Annotated in this window: 16 protein-coding genes; 10 read left to right on the forward strand and 6 right to left on the reverse strand. The window is 62.8% G+C overall.

All coding sequences use genetic code 11. The features are described 5' to 3' along the window. Window positions 1–19: 19 nt before the first annotated feature. A complete protein-coding gene (locus OUZ30_RS04600; RefSeq protein ID WP_266181009.1) occupies window positions 20–1,009 on the forward strand; it encodes a sensor histidine kinase in 990 nt (329 codons plus the stop codon). A 4-nt stretch (window positions 1,010–1,013) separates the two neighbouring features. Here OUZ30_RS04600 and OUZ30_RS04605 read toward each other — a convergent pair whose 3' ends face one another. Next, window positions 1,014–3,233 carry a reprolysin-like metallopeptidase gene (locus OUZ30_RS04605; protein WP_266181010.1) on the reverse strand — a complete coding sequence of 740 codons (2,220 nt, stop codon included), beginning with the start codon at window positions 3,231–3,233 and terminating at the stop codon, window positions 1,014–1,016. Between the two features lie 86 nt (window positions 3,234–3,319). Next, window positions 3,320–4,678, reverse strand: coding sequence for a 3-oxoacid CoA-transferase (locus OUZ30_RS20330; protein ID WP_283255872.1), 1,359 nt, complete (start codon window positions 4,676–4,678; stop codon window positions 3,320–3,322). Window positions 4,679–4,925: 247 nt separating this feature from the next. Here OUZ30_RS20330 and OUZ30_RS04620 point away from each other — a divergent pair, with 247 nt between their 5' ends. After that, complete coding sequence (locus OUZ30_RS04620) at window positions 4,926–5,921, forward strand: isoaspartyl peptidase/L-asparaginase family protein (RefSeq protein WP_266181011.1); 996 nt, start codon at window positions 4,926–4,928, stop codon at window positions 5,919–5,921. 45 nt (window positions 5,922–5,966) lie between these two features. On the opposite strand, the gene OUZ30_RS04625 is transcribed toward OUZ30_RS04620, so the two are convergent. The 3 genes from OUZ30_RS04625 to OUZ30_RS04635 all read right to left on the reverse strand — a co-directional run bounded on the left by OUZ30_RS04625 (window position 5,967) and on the right by OUZ30_RS04635 (window position 9,559). After that, window positions 5,967–6,530 carry a response regulator transcription factor gene (locus tag OUZ30_RS04625; protein WP_266181012.1) on the reverse strand — a complete coding sequence of 188 codons (564 nt, stop codon included), beginning with the start codon at window positions 6,528–6,530 and terminating at the stop codon, window positions 5,967–5,969. Window positions 6,531–6,631: 101 nt separating this feature from the next. After that, window positions 6,632–7,909, reverse strand: coding sequence for an ATP-binding protein (locus tag OUZ30_RS04630; protein WP_266181013.1), 1,278 nt, complete (start codon window positions 7,907–7,909; stop codon window positions 6,632–6,634). A gap of 117 nt (window positions 7,910–8,026) precedes the next feature. Then, window positions 8,027–9,559: a peptide MFS transporter gene (locus tag OUZ30_RS04635; RefSeq protein WP_266181014.1), complete on the reverse strand. Its 1,533-nt coding sequence runs from the start codon at window positions 9,557–9,559 to the stop codon at window positions 8,027–8,029. Between the two features lie 247 nt (window positions 9,560–9,806). On the opposite strand from OUZ30_RS04635, the gene OUZ30_RS04640 reads away from it, so the two are divergent. The 4 genes from OUZ30_RS04640 (at window position 9,807) to OUZ30_RS04655 (ending at window position 12,432) form a co-directional block, all read left to right on the forward strand. Continuing rightward, complete coding sequence (locus OUZ30_RS04640) at window positions 9,807–10,181, forward strand: diacylglycerol kinase (protein WP_266181015.1); 375 nt, start codon at window positions 9,807–9,809, stop codon at window positions 10,179–10,181. Window positions 10,182–10,411: 230 nt separating this feature from the next. Continuing rightward, window positions 10,412–11,032 carry a LemA family protein gene (locus tag OUZ30_RS04645; RefSeq protein ID WP_266181016.1) on the forward strand — a complete coding sequence of 207 codons (621 nt, stop codon included), beginning with the start codon at window positions 10,412–10,414 and terminating at the stop codon, window positions 11,030–11,032. A gap of 1 nt (window position 11,033) precedes the next feature. Further along, complete coding sequence (locus OUZ30_RS04650; RefSeq protein WP_266181017.1) at window positions 11,034–11,927, forward strand: TPM domain-containing protein; 894 nt, start codon at window positions 11,034–11,036, stop codon at window positions 11,925–11,927. Between the two features lies 1 nt (window position 11,928). Continuing rightward, window positions 11,929–12,432: a TPM domain-containing protein gene (locus tag OUZ30_RS04655; protein ID WP_266181018.1), complete on the forward strand. Its 504-nt coding sequence runs from the start codon at window positions 11,929–11,931 to the stop codon at window positions 12,430–12,432. A gap of 139 nt (window positions 12,433–12,571) precedes the next feature. On the opposite strand, the gene OUZ30_RS04660 is transcribed toward OUZ30_RS04655, so the two are convergent. Continuing rightward, window positions 12,572–15,454, reverse strand: a complete 2,883-nt coding sequence (locus OUZ30_RS04660; RefSeq protein WP_266181019.1) for a TonB-dependent receptor plug domain-containing protein — start codon at window positions 15,452–15,454, stop codon at window positions 12,572–12,574. Between the two features lie 355 nt (window positions 15,455–15,809). On the opposite strand from OUZ30_RS04660, the gene lgt reads away from it, so the two are divergent. The 4 genes from lgt (at window position 15,810) to OUZ30_RS04680 (ending at window position 19,014) form a co-directional block, all read left to right on the forward strand. Next, window positions 15,810–16,640, forward strand: coding sequence for a prolipoprotein diacylglyceryl transferase (gene lgt / locus OUZ30_RS04665; protein WP_266181020.1), 831 nt, complete (start codon window positions 15,810–15,812; stop codon window positions 16,638–16,640). Between the two features lie 4 nt (window positions 16,641–16,644). Further along, window positions 16,645–17,439: a thymidylate synthase gene (locus OUZ30_RS04670; RefSeq protein ID WP_266181021.1), complete on the forward strand. Its 795-nt coding sequence runs from the start codon at window positions 16,645–16,647 to the stop codon at window positions 17,437–17,439. 111 nt (window positions 17,440–17,550) lie between these two features. After that, window positions 17,551–18,039: a dihydrofolate reductase gene (locus tag OUZ30_RS04675; RefSeq protein WP_266181022.1), complete on the forward strand. Its 489-nt coding sequence runs from the start codon at window positions 17,551–17,553 to the stop codon at window positions 18,037–18,039. 42 nt (window positions 18,040–18,081) lie between these two features. Continuing rightward, a complete protein-coding gene (locus OUZ30_RS04680) occupies window positions 18,082–19,014 on the forward strand; it encodes a Nudix family hydrolase (RefSeq protein WP_266181023.1) in 933 nt (310 codons plus the stop codon). Window positions 19,015–19,020 lie beyond the last annotated feature (6 nt).

Here is a 19,020-nt window from a genome sequence, read left to right on the forward strand (position 1 = left end):
CCGCCCGTATGAGTTAGCTATGGTTAGCAGGGAAAGTTCGCAGCCCGCGGGGGTGTTCCACCGCGGCCTGTTCTATCGACGCTTGGCAATTATCTTTGGCCTGCAATTGCTGGCCATCGTGATCGTGTGCCTGATGGGCCTCTATGACGTGGCGCCCGCGAGCGCCGTGTTGGTGCTGATCGTTATTATCAGTGCGCTGGCATGGCTGGCCGCACGTCGCCAGTGGGCGCCGGTGAGTCGGCTGGCACAGGCCGTGAGCGACTGGGACGAACAATCGCCCGACCTCGCCAGTTGGCAAGCCGATCAGCTCCCAGAGCGTACTGACGCCGATGTGGCGACGTTGGCTAGCAGTCTTTATGGCTTCGCCAACCGTATTGCTGGCTACAACCAGCGCGAGCGCAATTTTACCCGCGATGCCAGCCATGAGCTGCGCAGCCCACTCACGGTGATCAAGATGTCGGCCGACATGCTGGCCGATGACCCCATGCTGGGTCAGTTCGGACAGCGCTCGGTGCAGCGCATCAAGCGCTCGACGCGAGAGATGGAAGCGCTGGTCGAGGCCTTGCTGATACTCGCACGCGAATCGGACAACGGCCTCACCGAAGAGGACTTCGTGGTCAACGACGTGCTGCGCGACCAACTGCCTGACGTGCTGGAAATGCTGGAAGGGCGACCCATCACGCTTGAGCTGGAAGAGCCAGCGCGATTCGCCCTGCACGGTTCGCCGCGCGTATTCGCCGTGCTGTGCTGGCAGTTGATTCGCAACGCCTGCCAGCAGGCGGAGGGCGGCACGGTGGTGGTCACCGTGCTGCCGAGCGTGGTGACGGTGACGCATCGGGGTGAGGCGCCCGCGCCGACCACGGCGGATCGCCATGGCTTCGAGCTGGCCATCGCGCAGCGCATCAGCGAGCGCTTTCACTGGCCACTGGAGTTGCAGACGCGCGAAGGTCGTCGACACATCGCGCGTATTCGTTTTCCGGAGTCGCAGGTCCTCGTCGCCGGCGCTTGAGCAACTACGGTTTGCTTATCAGATTCGAAACGACGCTCCAGCCGGTGGGGTAATCCCAATAAAAGTAGCCTGGCTGGGCCGCCGGGAAACTCAGCATCTGCATCGAATTGAAGCTGCTGTTTCCGTTGTTCATCCACAGATAAAGGTCGTTGGCCGGCGACGTCCAGAGAATGCTCGCCAAGCCCGATGAGAAGCGGTCGATGGCTGCGATGCGATAACCGGCACCGATGGACATGATCTTGGAGCCGGTTTGCGTGGCGCCGTTCATCAACCAGTATCCGAACTGGTTCGTGCTGCTGTTCGTCCAGATCAAGTCGGCGCGGTGGTCCCCGTCGATATCTCCTGCTCCCACGAGCTGCCAGCCAGCCGGATAGTTTGGGCCGCGTATGCTGGTGAATGCGCCCGTACCGTCGTTCATCCAGAAATAGAGGTCATTGGCGGGGCTGGTCCAGACCAGATCGGCGTGGCCATTCCCCGCGAAATCGCCGACTGCCGCGATGTAATAGCCCGCAGTCACTGTGAGCGTTCGAAGGCTGACCACGGTTGGACCGTTCATGATCCAGTAGCCGAACTGGTGCGTTGTATTGTTCATCCACAACAGGTCGGCCTTGCCGTCACTGTTGATGTCGGCGGTGCCGATAAGCGTCCAGCCAGCCGGATAGGTGCCGGCATAGTTCGAGGTAAACGTGCCGTTGCCAGCATTCATCCAGATATAGAGATCATTGGCAGCGCTGGTCCAGACCAGATCCGTGACGCCATTGCCGGCGAAGTCGCCTACGGCCGCGATGTGGTAACCGCTGGCGACCGAGACGATCTTGCCGCTTTGCGCGCCGCCGCCCTGGACCATGATGGAGGCATATTGCCCGAGGGAGGGATTCTGAAGGACCACGTCCGCGGAACCGTCGCCATCGAGATCGATGCCCGGTTCACCGGGATCATTGAATGCCGCAACAATGGGCATCGTTTGATTCAGGGCCAGCGTCTGGTTGGCCGTGACTGGATCGCCGCATGGATTGCCGTTGCAGAGGTTGATGGCTGGATTGGCGAAATAGGGCACGGACTGCTGAGCGCCCGTGCCATACGCCATGATGGTGAAGAAGCTCCCGCTGGTCAGCGTTTGGCGCCAGCCATAGGCATACGCAAATGCACCCGGTTGACTGGCATCGGCGACATCGTGGGCCAGGCCCATGTTGTGTCCCATTTCATGGGCCAACGTGATGTCGAGGCAGTAAGAGCCGCCGTTGCTCCCATCGCCGATGGTGGAATTACCAAAAGGTGCGTACGCGGTTGTGAATGACTGTTCGCCGCCACCGTTGAGATAGCCGAGGCCACATACGCCGCCCTGCCCGGTGGAGGAGTACGGACGGACCAGGCTTACCAGGTCCGCGCCGAGCGCTGCCCGACGCGCGCGCAGGGCTGCCAGTGGACCGGTGGCAGAGGTATTCACCATGTCGTCCAGCACGCTGTTGTCGTCGCTGTTGTCGGTGTAATTGACCTCCATTGTGCCCACCAGCCTCACGCGGCTATTCACCTGGCTATCGCTATAGGCCTGGTTGGCCACGGCGACCAGATAGTTGAGGCGCGTGACCACGGACGAGACGGAGCCGAGTTGGGTGACCATGCCCGGCGTGTAGCCGAGCAGTACATCGATGGTTGGCCCGGTGCCGGCGCTCGCCATCGCTGCCGAAGCCTGCATCGCAGCCTGGGTCCTGATGTTGTCTTTCGCCGAGGCCTGAACCTTGGGCGGCAGGCGGTAGTCAATCGAAGGGTTTGCGCTTGGTGCCAGCTGCAGGGCCTGCGCCGCCGCTACCTGCTCGTCCTGCTTGGTGATATAGGTTTTGCCGCCCTGGGTGATGAGGCGCAGAGGTTTTCCGGTTGAGCTAACCAGGGAGCCGAACGTTGCGTCCTGTCCGAACGTGACAACGACGCTGCGCTCGCCAGCCGTCGTGACAATCTTGCCGATCCAGGTCTGATTGCCATCGCGCTGTTTGTCCACGCGCACGGTCCGGGCGAACAGGTGCTCGTTGTCTGGCGTGGTTATCCACATGCCACCTTCGTTCAATGCACTTTGCGCAGCGTCTTTCTGGATGTCGGCCGGATACAGCCGTTCGCTGCCTTGGAGAATGCTGTCCTGCTTGGAAATCTGCCTGACCAGCTCGGGTGTTGCGGCCATACAGGCGCCGCTGCCGGCCATCGCCAGCAGAGCAAGAATCCATTTGCGCATCGGCATTCCCCTCGAATGCATTCTGGTTGTGGTCGGCCACGCAGGGCCGACCATGAGGTTATGACATGACAGCGCTTAAAAATGTATCAGTTTTTGAGTTCGGCGGGGATGGCGAACTGGCAGCCCGTCCTGGCCTTGACGTCCTCGAGCGTCACGCCCTCCTGCAGCTCGATCAGGGTGAGTCCCTTGCCCTTCTCGACGGCGAACACGCACAGGTCGGTAATGATCAGGTCGACCACCTGCTTGCCGGTGATCGGCAGGTCGCAGTGGTCCTTGATCTTGGGCGAGCCGTCCTTTGCGGTGTGCTCCATCAGCACCACCACGCGGCGCACGCCGCTGACCAGATCCATGGCGCCACCCGGGCCCTTCACCATCTTGCCCGGCACCATCCAGTTCGCCAGGTCGCCGGTACAGGAGACTTCCAGGCCGCCCAGGATCGACAGGTCGATATGGCCGCCGCGGATCATCGCAAACGACTCCGCGCTGGAGAAGAAACTGGAGCCGGGCAGTTCGGTGATGGTCTGCTTGCCGGCGTTGATGAGGTCCGGGTCGACCTTGGCGTCATCCGGGAACGGTCCGATACCCAACAAGCCGTTTTCCGACTGGAGGGTGACGTCCATGCCCGGCGGGATGTAATTGGCCACCAGGGTAGGGATGCCGATGCCGAGGTTCACGTAGAAGCCGTCCTGCAGCTCCTTTGCGGCGCGCTGCGCCATGGCGGTGCGGATCGGGCTTTCCTTGCCGGTATTGGCGCCGGCCACGGTGCGGAATTCGATGCGCTTCTCATAGGCGGGGCCCTTGATGATGCGATCGACATAGATGCCTGGCACATGGATGTTGTCGGGGTCGAGTGCGCCCACTTCGACCAGTTCCTCCACCTCGGCCACGCAGATTTTGCCGCAGGTGGCGATCATCGGGTTGAAGTTGCGCGCCGTTTTGCGGAACACCAGGTTGCCCAGGCGATCGCCCTTCCAGGCCTTCACGATGGACACGTCGGCGTGAATGGCTTCCTCCAGCACGTACTCCTTGCCGTCGAAAACCTTGGTTTCCTTGCCCTCGGCCAGCTTGGTGCCGAAAGCGGTGCGCGTGTAGAAGCCGGGGATGCCGGCGCCACCGGCGCGCAGCTTTTCGGCGAGCGTGCCCTGTGGCACGAGATGCAGTTCCAGTTCACCTGCCAGCACCTGACGCTCAAATTCCTTGTTCTCGCCCACATAGGAGGCGTAGACACGCTTGACCTGACGGGTCTTGAGCAGCGGACCCATGCCGAAGTCGTCGACGCCGGCATTGTTGCCAACGATGGTGAGGCCCTTGGTGCCCGCAGCGAGCAGTGCCGCGATGAGGTTCTCGGGGATGCCGCATAGGCCGAAGCCGCCAGCAGCGATGGTCATGTTGTCGAACAGCAAGCCGTCCAGGGCCTGCGTCGCGCTTGCATAAACCTTGTCCATTGCGATGCCTTCTTGCAGGGAGATCGAGTTGCCAAGGATACGACGGATTGATGACCGCTCATGCTTTACGAAGCTCGCACTGACCCCGGAATCCGCTATACGGCCCGGTATGGGGCAGGGCTGCCGATCTCCATCCGGATGAGCATGGCGGGGCGGCTGGATATACTCGCGGCCAAAGCCCTGGGGAGTGCCGTCAGTGAAGTCCAGCCGTCTTGTCGCCGCCATCGCGGCGCTGGGGATCTCGTCCATGAGTCATGCCGTCACGCCTGTACTGGTCATTCACGGAGGCGCCGGGGTGATCAAGCGCGAGATGAGTCCGGCCAGGGAAAAGGCGGTGCGTGCCGCGCTCACCCTGGCACTGCGCAACGGCTATGCCCAGCTGAAGGACGGCAAGACCGCGGTGGACGCGGTCAGCGCGGCGATCACGGTGCTGGAGGACGATCCGAACTTCAACGCCGGCAAAGGTTCGGTGTTCACGCATGACGGGAAAAACGAGCTGGACGCCGCAATCATGGACGGCTCGACGCTGGAAGCCGGCTCGGTGGCGGGCGTGCGTCGCGTGAAGAATCCGATCCTGCTTGCACGCGCGGTGATGGAAAGGTCATCGCACGTCATGCTGATCGGCGACGGCGCGGAGGAATTTGCCAAGCAGGTCGGCATCGAGCTGGTCGACCCATCGTACTTTCGCACCGAAGAACGCTGGCAGCAGCTGCAGAAGGCGCTGAAGGAAGATGCCGAGCACGCCAGGCATTCGGACGTCGAGACGGCCAAACATTTTGGTACCGTGGGTGCCGTAGCGCTGGATGCACAGGGGCACCTCGCCGCAGGTACTTCGACGGGCGGCATGAACGACAAGCGCTGGGGTCGTGTCGGCGACTCGCCGATCATTGGTGCGGGTACTTATGCGAACTCCGGCTGTGCGGTTTCTGCCACCGGCTGGGGCGAGTACTACATCCGCACCGTGGCGGCGCATGAGATCTGCATGCGCGTAACACAGATGCGCGTGCCGTTGAGACGCGCGGTGGCCGAAGTGATCAATCAGGAAATTCCGTCGATGGGCGGTAACGGTGGTGCGATTGCACTCGACGCCGATGGCAATGTATCGATGCCGTTCAACACCGACGGCATGTATCGCGGTTGGATCGGGGCCGACGGCGTCCCGCACGTGGCGCTTTATGGTGACGAGAACGACGGCACGGGCGAGCCGCTACCCGCTGCGGCTGATTCGTCTGGGCAACCCTGATTCGCAGAGGCTGAACTAGCGGGCCGCCATCAGCGGCCCGCTAGTTCAGTCGTCGCTGTCCGGGCGCTCACGCACCGGATGCTTGCTGAGCTTCCGCTGCAGGGTACGGCGATGCATGCCGAGTCGACGGGCGGTTTCGGAGATGTTGCCGTCGCATTCGGTCAGCACGCGCTGGATGTGCTCCCACTCGAGGCGACGCAGGGCCAGCGGCGCTTCCGGCGCATCGACCAGCTCGTCGTCGCCTGTGCTGGTGTCGCCGTCGAGCAAGGCGCGTACCACGGCATCGGCATCGACCGGCTTGGAAAGATAGTCGTGGGCGCCGCGCTTGATCGCTTCCACCGCGGTGGCGATGGAAGCATAGCCGGTGAGCAGGAGGACACGGATTTCCGGCACCAGGGCCTGCAGCTCGGGGATCAGGCGCAGGCCGTTCTCGTCGCCAAGCTTCAGGTCGAGCACGCAGTAGCGAGGCTGATGACGCCGGGCGAGGGCGCGCGCTTCGTCAGCGTTGCTGGCGGTGATCACCTCGAATCCGCGCGAGCCCAGCGCACGCGCAAGGACGCGGGCGAACGTAGCGTCGTCGTCAATGATCAATAGCTGTTGGTCGCTCATCGAATGCTCCATCGGCCCGCGGCCGCAGATGCTCATTGTTGCCGGATGCGACAACGCATGCACCTGTGATCATCCGCCCCTGTGGCTATCTGCCGCAGTTTTCAGGACGCGGCGATCACGGATAGAGGCAAACGGAGACACATTTGTGCGCCGTTCTCCGTGTTGTTTGTAGTCAATTCACCCTCGAGCCGCTCAGCGGTGGCCTCAGCCAGGGCCAGGCCTATACCTAGTCCGGTCATTTTGTGAGATTGGCCGAGTACAGACAATTCGCCGGTAGGGGTGAAGCCAGGACCATGGTCGCTCACGATCAGCTCAAGCCAGCCGCCGTCGCGGTGTACGGTCAGCGCGACGACTTGCGACTGGTTCAGCGCCGAGGCGTCGGCCGCGTTGTTGAGCAGGTTGAGCAGGGCATGGCGCAGGCCCGGTGGCGTGCGCAGCACGATGTGTTTCGCATCGTCGGCGACCGTCAATTGCAAATCAGCTTCGGGTCGCAGTAGCTGGAAGCGCTCCTGGCATCCATGGATGAAATGGGTGAGCGTGAGTTGCTCGGGCTCCTGCGAGAGCTGGGCTTTGCCGAAGGCCACCATTTCGCGAAGTATCGTGCGGCAACGGTCCACCTGGCCTTCCAGCAGGGCGAGATCCTCGCCCAAGGGCGCATCGCCGGCATGCTCGCGACGCAGTTCCGGCAGCAGCGTGCGCATGGTCGATAGCGGCGTATTGAGTTCGTGAGCTGCACCGGCGGCCTGGGTGGCGATGGCAAGAATGCCTTCGTCACGCAGGGCGCGTTCCCGCACGCGCTGCACCTCCATCTGCTGCAAGCGCACCGCGCGCGCCAGTCGATTGATGAAGAAGCCGAGCAACAGGGCGGTAATCACGAAATTCACGCCCATGCCCACCACATGGAGCGAGAAACCTCCTGCTGTTGCCCCGTGCAACGGCGCGGGCAAGGGCACATACCAGAACAGCAGCACGAGGTAGGCGATGCCAGCGAGCGCGGCCACCATGAACACCGCGCCCACGGGCAGGGCCGCGGCGCTGAGCGCGATGGGCATCAACAGCAGGGTGATGAATGGATTGCTGGCGCCGCCGGTGAAATACAGCAGGTAGCCCAGAACCAGCGTGTCGAAGGCGACATGCAGAATGGTTTCCCATTGCCGGATCGGCCATGGCTGGGTCAATCGCCATGCGGCGAACACGGCGAACACGGCGAGCAGCCCAATCCCGACCATCAGCGGAATCAGCGGGATGTCCAGCTTCATCCATAGCGCGCAGACGAGTACGGCGGCGCTTTGGCCTGCGATAGCGCAAATGCGCAGCCAGGCGAGGCTGCGGGTGAGTGCGTGTGGACCGATGCGCTGCTGCGAAGTGGGACGTTTCATGGGGGAAATACTAGCCGCTTTGCCCCCTCTCCCTGCTCGGCAAGGATGCTGGCGAGGACTTCACTGGCTGCGCGGCTCGTTGCCCTCCCCCGAGCGAGGGAGGGCAACGGCGGCGATTTACACTTCTTCGCTATGTACAGCCGGCAGCGGCGTGTGCGATTCCGCGTGACTGCGCGAAAGGCGGCTCATCAGCGGCAGCATGATCACCGCAATGACGGTGCAGGCAATGCCCACGAAGCCGAGCTTGTTGAACAGGCTGATGTAGATGTTCAGTGACTCGACGGGATCCTTGATGTTCTCCGGCATGCTGGCGAGGTTTGCAACCACGCTACCGAGATACTGCGAGATACCTACGGCGACGTAGTAGCCGCCCATCATGAAGCCGCCCATGCGCGCGGGTACATAGCGGGCAATCATGGCCAGGCCCAGGCCACTGACCAGTAGCTCACCCAGCGAGTACAGGCCGTAACCCCAGACCATGGTCCACGAAGACACCTGGCCGTTGACCGCATTCAGCGCGCCTATGCCGTACATGAAGAAACCCAGCGCCACCGCGGCAAAACCCAGCGCGAATTTGACCGCGACCGAGGGATCCTTGCCAAGGCGGCCGAGCGAGTTGTAGATGAGCACCAGCACGGGGCTGAGGAGCACGATCCAGATCGCGTTGAGGTTCTGGTACTGCTCCGGAATCCAGTTGAACAGGTGGACGCCGAAGATATCGAACGAGAGGTTGACGTTGTTCTGCGCGAACAGGTTCAGCGAGGTCGCCATCTGCGCATAGAAGATAAAGAAGAAGATCGTCTGCACGGTCAGCACCAGCGCGGCGATCAGGCCAGCGCGTTCGCTCTTCTCGCTGCTGCGGATCAGGTGCACGAAGATGCCCAGGATCACCAGGCCCGCCAGGTACACGCAGATCTTGGCTGCCAGCAGGCTTTGCAGGATGAAGGCCGCGATGAACACCATCGCCAGCGATGCACCGAACAGGGCAAGCACGAGTCCCGGTTTGACCGGCTGTTCGTCGGCGGGAGAGCCGATGTGCGCCAACGTGCGACGCATCAGCGAGTAGTTGATCAGGCCGAGCAGCAGACCGATGGCACAGGCACCGAAGGCGGTGTGCCAGCCCATCGCATCGCCGAAACGCTCGCCGACGTAATTGCGGATCAACGGCGTAGCGGTCATCGAAACCATCGAGCCGATGTTGACCGCCATGTAGTAGATGGTGAATGCGCTGTCGATCCGAACGTCGTCGCCTTCGTAGATCTTGCGCACCAGGTTACCGGCGTTGGGCTTGAAGAAGCCGTTACCGACGATGATCACACCGAGTGCGCAGTACAGCAGGGTGGGATTGTTGGAGGGAATCCACAACATGGCGTAGCCCAGCGTCAGCACCACGGCGCCGGTGACCATGGTGCGGCGCGTGCCGATGAGCTTGTCGCCCACCCAGCCACCAATCGCGGGGGTCGCGTAGATCAGTGCGGCGGCCGCGCCCCAAACCAGGTTGGCCTTGCTGTCGATGAAGCCGAGCTTCTTCATCATGTAGGTGACCATCAACACCTGCATGCCGTAGAAGCCGAAGCGCTCCCACATCTCGATCAGGAAGACGGTGCTGAAGGCGCGGTTCTGGGAGACAGGTGGATTCTGGGTTGCCATTCAATTGTCCGTACACGGTTCATACAACGACCGCAGGGCGGTCGGCTCGTGCAACCCGGAACAGGGTCACAAAGTGCGGGAGGGTAACCCATCTGTCATTCAGGCCACGTTGCACCGCCGCACGCAGGAATCTGCGATCTGGCGCGTAAAGGCCAGCTGCGGCATTATTCGCGCCCTGTGTCCGCCGTCTGTGGTTACGGCGTTGCCGCCGGCACAAACCGCATTCTCGAGAGGAAACACGTTCATCATGGCCGCAACCGGTTTTCGTGGGCCCAGGCAGATCTGGAATGCCCTCAAGTGGTCGATGAAGGGTCTGCAGGCGGGCTGGCGCCACGAGGCATCGTTCCGGATGGAAGTGTGCCTGGCCGTGGTGCTGGTGCCGCTGGGGCTGTGGCTGGGCAACGGCCCGCTAGAGAAGATCGCACTGATCCTGTCGCCGATTCTGGTGCTTTCCGCCGAACTGCTGAATTCCGCCGTCGAAGCCGTGGTGGACAAGGTCAGCCCGGAATTCCACGAACTGGCCGGGCGTGCCAAGGACATGGGTTCGGCGGCGGTGTTTTTGCTGCTGATGCTGACCGCCTTGAGCTGGGGCCTGATCCTGGCACCGCGCTGGTTGCCCTGATGCGCTTCGCGCCCGCACCAAGTGCGCGACCCAGGCGTGATGGAGTCACCGCTTCGTAGGCTTTTCACTCGGGCCATCCCTGGCCCTTGCCCTGCGGGCAGCAAGCGCTGCGCAAACCGGCAGTTCTGCCGGTTTGTCGCGCACTGGCGCGCTCCTGCAAAAGGGAGCGCACGTTGCGTCGGGTGCGGTGGGGTGCTGCAATGGTGCTTCCACCGGATGGGAGCAGACTCATGAAACTTCTTCGTACCCTTGCGTTGCTGTTGGTCGTGGCTGGCCTTTCAGGTTGCGGCTACAACGCCATTCAGCGGCAGGACGAGGCGGTCAAGGCGGCCTGGTCCGAGGTGATCAACCAGTATCAGCGCCGTGCGGACCTGGTGCCCAACCTGGTCAATACTGTGAAAGGCTATGCCCAGCACGAAGAAAAAGTGCTGACCGAGGTGACCAATGCTCGTGCCAGGGTCGGCACCATGCAGCTGTCGCCCGATGCGCTCAACGACCCGCAGAAATTGCAGCAGTTCCAGCAGGCGCAGGGGCAGCTTTCCAGCGCGTTGTCGCGGCTGATGGTGGTCAGCGAGAACTACCCGCAGCTCAAGGCTGACGGCTTGTTCCAGAACCTGCAGGCGCAGCTCGAAGGCACCGAGAACCGCATCACTGTGGCGCGCAATCGCTACGTGCAGGCGGTGCAGACCTACAACTCGATGATCCGCACGTTCCCGAACAATCTCACCGCCAAGATCTTCGGCTACCAGGTGAAGCCGAACTTTACGGTGGAGAACGAGAAGGCCATCTCCACGGCACCGACGGTCGATTTCGGCGGCAGCACGCCGGCGCCTGCCACTTCGGCACACTGAGATGTCACGGCGCCTGACGCGCCTGTTGCTGGTGCTGGCGATAGCGCTGCTGTCGCCAGTCTGGCTGCATGCCCAAGACCAGGCCCCCAAGCTCACCCGGCATGTGACCGATCTCACCGGCACCTTGAGTGCAGAGCAGGTTAACCAGCTTGATGCCCAGCTGGTGGCGCTGGAAAAGAGCAAGGGTGCGCAGCTGGTCGTGCTGATGGTGCCGTCCACGCAGCCACAGGACATCGCGGAATTTTCATTGGCGGTGGCCGAGGCCAACAAGATCGGGCGCAAGGGTACCGATGACGGCTTGCTGCTGCTGGTGGCCAAGAACGACCGCCGCGTGCGCATGGAAGTCGGCTACGGCTTGGAAGGGGCGATACCGGATGCGGCCACGGCGCGTATCATCCGCGAATACATCGCGCCGAAATTTCGCGTCAACGACTATTACGGCGGTATCAACGATGCGCTCGGCGCCTTGACCCTGCTGGTCAACGGTGAGGCCTTGCCGCCGCCGGTGGAGAGCGCCAATCGCGAACGGCATGGTTTCAATTTCGGCAATGTCCTGCTGATCGGCGTCTTCGGCGCCTTCTTCCTGCGTGGCGTCCTCGGACGCTCCGCCGTCTGGGTCCGTACACCACTTGGCGCGGTGATCATTGGCGGCTTGCTGTGGCTGCTCGCCGCCTCCTTGGGTGCCGGCATCATGGGCGCACTGATTGGTGGCGTGCTGATGCTGTTGCCAGCTGGCGCCGGCCGCTCGATTGGCGGCGGCGGCTGGGGCGGGTTCGGTGGTGGCGGCTTTGGTGGCTGGGGCGGCGGCGGTGGCTTCGGCGGTGGAAGTGGCGGTGGTGGCTTCAGTGGTGGCGGCGGCAGTTTCGGTGGTGGTGGTTCATCAGGGAGCTGGTGACATGGCGCGTACCCAACGTTTGCTGATGAACCTTTTCGATGGCTGGTTCCAGCTACGCCATCGTTTCCCCAAGACCCTGCTCAATGAGATGACTCGTGCGATCGCCGATGGCGAGCGTGGGCATCGCGGTGAAATCTGCTTCGCCATCGAATCGCGGCTTGCGCCACTGGCTGTGCTGGAAGGCCATGACGCCTATCGGCGGGCCCGTCAGGTGTTCGCCCAGCTGCATGTATGGGATACCGAGCACAACAGCGGCGTGCTGTTCTACGTGCTGATGGCGGAACACCGTATCGTGATCATTGCCGATCGTGGCATTGCGGCCGCAGTCACCCAGGTCGAGTGGGATGGGATACGCGATCACATGCGTGCATGCTTTGCGCGTGGCGCGTGGCGCGAGGGTTGCCTCGAAGGCATTGCCGAAGCACATGCGCTGCTCAATCGGCATTTTCCCGGCAACGACAAGACGCAGCCGGACGAACTGCCGGATCGTCCCGTCATTCTCTAGGTTCTCGTCGCGCGTCAGCTTCGCCGTTGTGGGTGCGCCTCGGTGTGGCCTTTGATCCCACGTGTTGCTGGGCGATTTCGCGATAAAAAAAAGGCGGGCCCGAAGGCCCGCCTGATCTGGAAGTCCGGCTCTTTCGAGCTTAGAACTTCTGGTTGTACGACACGTACCAGAAACGGTCGATGTCGAACGCCGGGTTGTACGGCGCGCTGCCGGTGCCCGAGGTGGTGACGGAGTAGTAGAACGGACCCTTCTTGTTGAAGATGTTGTTCACACCGACCGTGAAGGTGCCCTTCCACGGAGCCGTGTAGTGGAACTGCGCGTCGTTGAACGCCACCGAGCCCTTCTGGCTCATGCCGGTCATGCCCCACCAGGGGTTGGTGTAGTCCGGCGAGCTGCACTCGATCGTGGCCGTGTAGCACTGGTCCTTCAGGCCCGAGTAGTAGCGGATCGTCCAGCTGGCGCCAAAGGCCTTGTAGGCCCAATCCACCTGCAGGTTTGAACGCAGACGGTACAGACCGTCTTCGCCCGTTCCGCCACTCGTGCCACCGGACATGAAGCCGACCGGGTTCTGGGGGATGGCACCCGGGCCGCTAACGACCTCGTACTTGGACAAGTAAGTGCTGTCCGAGGCGATGCGGAAGGTACCGATCGCAGTCTCCGGCAGACGGTAGTGGATACCGAAATCGTAGCCTTCGGTCTTCAGCGTGCCCAGGTTTGCCAGGCTCTCGTTGAGCGTGTTGACCGAGCCGGTCACCAGGCTGGACGTGTTGTTGCTGGCGCGCGTGAAACGATTGCAGAAGGACGGATCGTTCTGCACGTAGCAATAGCTAAGAATCTGCTGCGCGTCGACCGACGAGATGATGTTCTTCACGTAGATGTTGTAGTAGTCGACGGTGAAGTCCAGGCCGGACACCTGGTGCGGGCTATAGACCAGGCCCAGCGTACGGGTGATCGACGTCTCCGGCTGCAGGTTCGCGTTGGAGCCCGACAAGAAGGCTACCGGGGTCTGACCACCGCTGGTGCTGGTGATCTGGGCGCCGGTCTGGTCGATCTGGCGATAGTTCGCCGGCACGCCAGTGGCTGCGCAACGCTGCGCGACGCCCGCGTTGGTCGCGGCGGCGCCGAACTTGGAATCGCACGGATCCAGGAACGTCTCGAAGCTCTGGCCGGTACCACCGTAAAGATCGTCGATGGTCGGTGCACGGAAGCCTTCAGCGTAGGTACCGCGAACCAGCAGGTCCGCGAACGGACGCCAGCGGAAGCTGTACTTGTTGTTGGTGGTGCTGCCGAAGTTGCTGTAGTGCGAGTAGCGGCTGGCGACGTTGATGCCGAATTCCTGCGCACCCGGCAGGTCGCGCAACAGCGGCACGTCGAGCTCGAGGTAGGCTTCATTGGTGTTGTAAGCACCGCTGGTCGGCGCGCTGGCGAGATTGGTCGTCAGGCCGGCCGAGTCGGCGGCGTCCGGACGGAAGTTGCCCTTCTCGCCACGGTGCTCGACGCCTACGGCGAGGTTGACCGTGCCAGCCGGCAGGTCGAACAGTCCGCCGGACACGTTGGCGGTGTAGTCGTCAGTGGAGCTGGTCTGACGGCTGGTGCCGACGTGGCTGATGTAGTTCCACACCGACTGCGGCGTGGCGCCCGGACCGGCAAGCATGTTCCACGGCACGCAACCGGCGGCACGATCGGCGGCGCTGGCGCACTCGACCTGGCCGTTGATGGTCGTCGTCGCGCCCAACGCCTTTGCTGCGTTCGGCAGGTAGATATTGCCGGTGGTGATCTGGCGGATCTTGTTCTGGGAGTAGGTGTAGCCAGCGTCCCAGCTCCAGTCATGACCGAGGAACTGGAAGTAACCCTCCGCGCCCAGGTCGATGTGAGCGAGCTTGGAATTGCCCAGAGTGACGCGCGGCATTTCCACCGTGCGGCGGAAGAACTCGGTCTCATTGCCCGGGAACGGGTTGAAGGCGTTGTTCGGGTCGATGGTCAGGCCGGTGTTGCCGGTCTGGAACGGGTAACCCGCCAACTGGCTCGAGGTGTCACGCGTGCTGTAGGTGGCCGCACCACGCAGGGTGATGTTGTCGGTCAGCTTGTAGCGATCCTGCAGGAACAGGTTCTTCAGCTTGGAGCCCGCGCGGAACGTCATGTCGCTCTGCGTGTTGTACTTGTCGGCCGTGCTGGTCGGATCGTACAAGTGGTAATTGGCGATATTGGCCGTGTCCGTGGCGCCGTGATTGATCACGTACTGGTTGCCGGTGTTCGGATCGACCACGCGGCCCCACGGGCCGAGGCCCAGGCCAGCGGTCGGATGACGCGGACCCTGGGCGTAGCTGGTCTCTTCGCGCTCGCTGTTCCACATCGGGTCGGTATTCTTGTACGACGCGCCGACGATGATCGAGTTCTTCTCGGTGCTGTGACCCCAGGTGAAGTCATAGTTCTGCGTCTCGCCGTCGCCCTTGCCGTTCTGGCCGTAGTAGACGTTGGCTTCGGCGCCGTCGAACTTCTCGCGGGTGATGATGTTGACCACGCCGCCGATGGCGTCGGAGCCGTAGATGGACGAAGCGCCGTCCTTCAGGACGTCGATGCGCTCGATCATGGCGACCGGGATGGTCGACAGGTCGGTCAGGCCGCTGAGGCTGGTGCTCCAGCGACGGCCATTGACCAGCACGAGGGTGCGCTGCGAGCCGAGGTTACGGATGTTGACGTAGGTGCCGCCGACGTCGGCGCCGGAGGACAGCGTGTCCTGCGGGGTGATGTCCGGGGTGCCAGCCGACGGCATGCGAGCCAGGATGTCACTGACGTTGGTCAGGCCGGTGGCCTGGATGGCGGCGCGGTCCATGGTGAAGATCGGCTGGGACGTTTCCACGTCCACGCTGCGAATGCGCGAACCGGTCACCGTGACCGTTTCAAGGCTCTTGGCCGAGGACTGATTGGCTTCGCTGGAAGACGCATCCTGTGCGGCAACCGACCACGTCTGCAGTACGAGCGCTGCAGCGATGGCAGTAGCCAGCAGTGTCTTTTGCTTCATTGTTGAAACTCCGAACAAAAAATAGCCATCAGCCAGCGCGCGAGCGCTGGGCAGCTGGATATGGGGATGGCGCGTAGCACCCTGGGGAAGGATCTGCGCGCCGCGGCATCGCCGTGCTTGGGGGACGGGCGATGTAATCCCGAAGTTAAAACAAAGTGACGTGTGGGTGCAAGACGGCTGTCATGTTCAGGTGATAGCCATTTTTGTTATCAGTTTTCGGCTTGTCATGACCCTCGGGCCTCGACAGTGGGCCCACGATCTGCTTTCAGAGTCGCAACCCGAAAGCCTTGGTAAGGACGCACCCTTACAGGGCGGGCCCCGCTACACTGGCGCTTTTACGCCGCCCCGTTTGCCCATGACGCAGCCCTTTACCGTTGCCTTCGACCCTGTTGCCTTTCATCTGGGGCCCATTCAGATCCACTGGTATGGCCTGATGTACCTCTGCGGCTTCCTGGGCGCCTGGATGTTGGCTGAGTACCGGCGCGGCAAGGGATACCTGCCGGTAACGCGCGATGCGGTGGGCGACCTGGTGTTCTACGCAATGATGGGCGTCATTGTCGGTGGGCGCGTTTGGTACATGCTGTTCTACGCCGACATCCATTGGATCTGGACCGATCCGCTGGCGCTGTTTCGCGTATGGGACGGCGGCATGAGCTTCCATGGTGGCTTGCTGGGGGTGTTGGCGGCCGGCTGGTGGTGGTCCCGTCGCCACGGCGTGCATTTCTTCGACACCATCGACTTCGTGGCGCCGATTGTGCCGATCGGCCTGGGCTTGGGCCGGCTGGGCAACTTCATCAATGGTGAACTGTGGGGCAAGCCGTCGGATGCGACCTGGGCGATGATTTTTCCGAATGCGCCGGATCGTTTGCCGCGCCACCCCTCACAGCTCTACGAGATGCTGCTGGAGGGCGTCGCGATGTTCAGCGTGCTGTTCCTAATATCGATGAAACCCCGGCCGCGTTACCTGATTTCAGGCCTGTTCGCGCTGATGTACGGTTGCTTCCGCTTTGCGGTGGAGTTTGTGCGTGTGCCCGATCCGCAGCTCGGTTATCTGGCCTGGGGCTGGCTGACCATGGGGCAGATCCAGTCGCTGCCGTTGATCATCGTTGGCGTTGTGCTCATCGCGATGTCGCGCAAGGCGCCGACCTTGCGGCGCAACGCCGTTTCGCTGCCGGGCAAGGAGTAAGCGCATGCGTGCCTATCTGGATTTGCTGCAGCATGTGTTCGATCACGGCACCGAGAAGGGCGACCGCACCGGCACCGGTACACGCAGTGTGTTCGGCTACCAGATGCGCTTCGATCTGGCCCAGGGCTTTCCGCTGGTCACCACCAAGAAGCTGCATCTGAAGTCGATCATCCACGAGCTGATCTGGTTTCTGCGCGGTGAAACCAATACGGCCTATTTGAAGGAGCACGGGGTCAGCATCTGGGACGAGTGGGCCGATGCGAACGGCGAGCTTGGCCCGGTGTACGGCAAGCAATGGCGTGCGTGGCCGACGGCCGATGGTGGCGTGGTCGACCAAATCCGCTGGGTGGTGGACGAGATCAAGCGCAATCCCGATTCACGCCGCCTGGTGGTGAGCGCCTGGAATGTGGGCGAGCTGCCGAAAATGGCGCTGATGCCATGCCACGCGCTGTTCCAGTTTTACGTGGCCGACAGCAAGCTGAGCTGTCAGCTTTATCAGCGTTCCGGCGACATTTTCCTGGGCGTGCCCTTCAACATCGCCAGCTATGCGCTGCTGACCCACATGATCGCGCAGGTGTGCGATCTGGGCGTGGGCGATTTCGTGCACACGCTGGGCGATGCGCATCTGTACAACAACCACCTCGAGCAGGCGCGCCTGCAGCTGTCGCGTGAGCCGCGCCCCTTGCCGCGTCTGGAGCTCAACCCAGAGGTGCGCTCGCTGTTTGACTTCCGCTTCGAGGACGTGGCCATCAGCGGTTACGAGCCGTACCCGGCTATCAGGGCACCGGTGGCGGTGTAAACGCGCGAACAACCTGTGGATGCGTCAACGCATCCTGCTAAAATCGGTCGCCGCGGCGCCCGCGGCCGGCCGCCGCGGGCTGCTTCAACCGTCGATGACCCAAGGATTTTCATGGCTATTTCGTTGATTGCCGCTCTGGATGAGAACTTCGCCATCGGCCGCAAAGGGCAGCTCCCCTGGCACCTGCCGGACGACCTGCGCTGGTTTAAAGAGCTGACCCTCGGCAAGTATGTGCTGATGGGCTACAACACGGCCGTCGCCGTCGGGCGCGCCCTGCCGGACCGCACGAACCTGGTGCTGAGCCGCAAGCACGAAGCCCCGTTTCCGGGCCAGGTCACGGTGCGCTCTCTCGCCGAAGGCCTCGCTCGTGCCAGTGGCACCGGGCTGATGGTGATCGGCGGGGGTGAGGTGTATTCGGCGGCATTGCCGCAGGCCAAGCGCCTCTATCTCACCTGGGTCAACGCAGCGGTCGATGGTGCCGATACGTTCTTCCCAGGCGTGCATTTCAGCGACTGGACCGAGGTCTCGCGCGTGCATCACAAGAAAGATGCCGACCACGCCTATGACTTCGACATGGTCGAGTACATTCGCAACGACTGATCCAGGTCACTCGCCCATGGCCTCCTCGAGGTGACCCGAGCCATGCACGTGATGGCCGGCGTTCTGCTTGATGCCCGCGGTCATGTATTGCTGGCGCAGCGACCGCCCGGCAAGCATCTGGCGGGCCTGTGGGAATTTCCCGGTGGCAAGCTGGATGCGGACGAGCTCGCGGTCGTCGGACTCGTCCGCGAATTGCGCGAAGAGCTGGGTATCGAGGCCGTGGTCAGTGAGCCACTGATCCGGGTGCCGTGGCGCTATGGCGATCGATCGTTGCTGCTCGACGCGCGAATGGTGCGCCGCTGGCACGGTGAGCCGATGTCGCTGGAAGGGCAGGCGCTGCAATGGTGCGATCCCGCGGCCGTCGATCCAGCCATGCTGTCGCCGGCCGATCGACCCATCCTGCGGGCACTGCAACTGCCGGCGGGTTATCCGATCACGCCCGCTGACGTACCTCCCGAGGCCTTCGAGGCATGGCGACGTCGCCTGGTGGAGTCCATGGAGCATGGCCTGCGCCTGGCCTTGCTGCGTTTTCCGCTATGGGCACCGGGGCGAGTGCGCGAACTGGCGGCAGCGGTGCTGCCGGTGGCGCGAGTGCAAGGCGCACACCTGCTCTTGAGTGGTGACGTCGCCGGGGCCCTCGAGCTGGGTAACGGAGTTGGCGTGCAGCTCAAGGCCTTGCAGCTTTCCTCTCTGGAAGAGCGGCCATTGCCCTGGAGCCAACTGGTTGGCGCCAGCTGCCATGACGAGGCCGAGCTCGCCCGGGCTTCGCCGTTCGCGGATTTCGCGACGCTCTCGCCCGTGTCATCGACGGTCACGCACCCCGGAGCGACGCCCCTGGGTTGGCCGGCGTTCCAGTCAATGGTCGAAGCCGCTGCCGTGCCGGTCTATGCGCTCGGCGGCATGACGGATGCTGACTGTCAGGCGGCGCGACTGGCGGGAGGGCAGGGCGTGGCCGGGATCCGCGGTTTCTGGTGAGGCGCG

Source organism: Dyella humicola, assembly GCF_026283945.1.
Classification (GTDB): Bacteria; Pseudomonadota; Gammaproteobacteria; order Xanthomonadales; family Rhodanobacteraceae; genus Dyella; species Dyella humicola.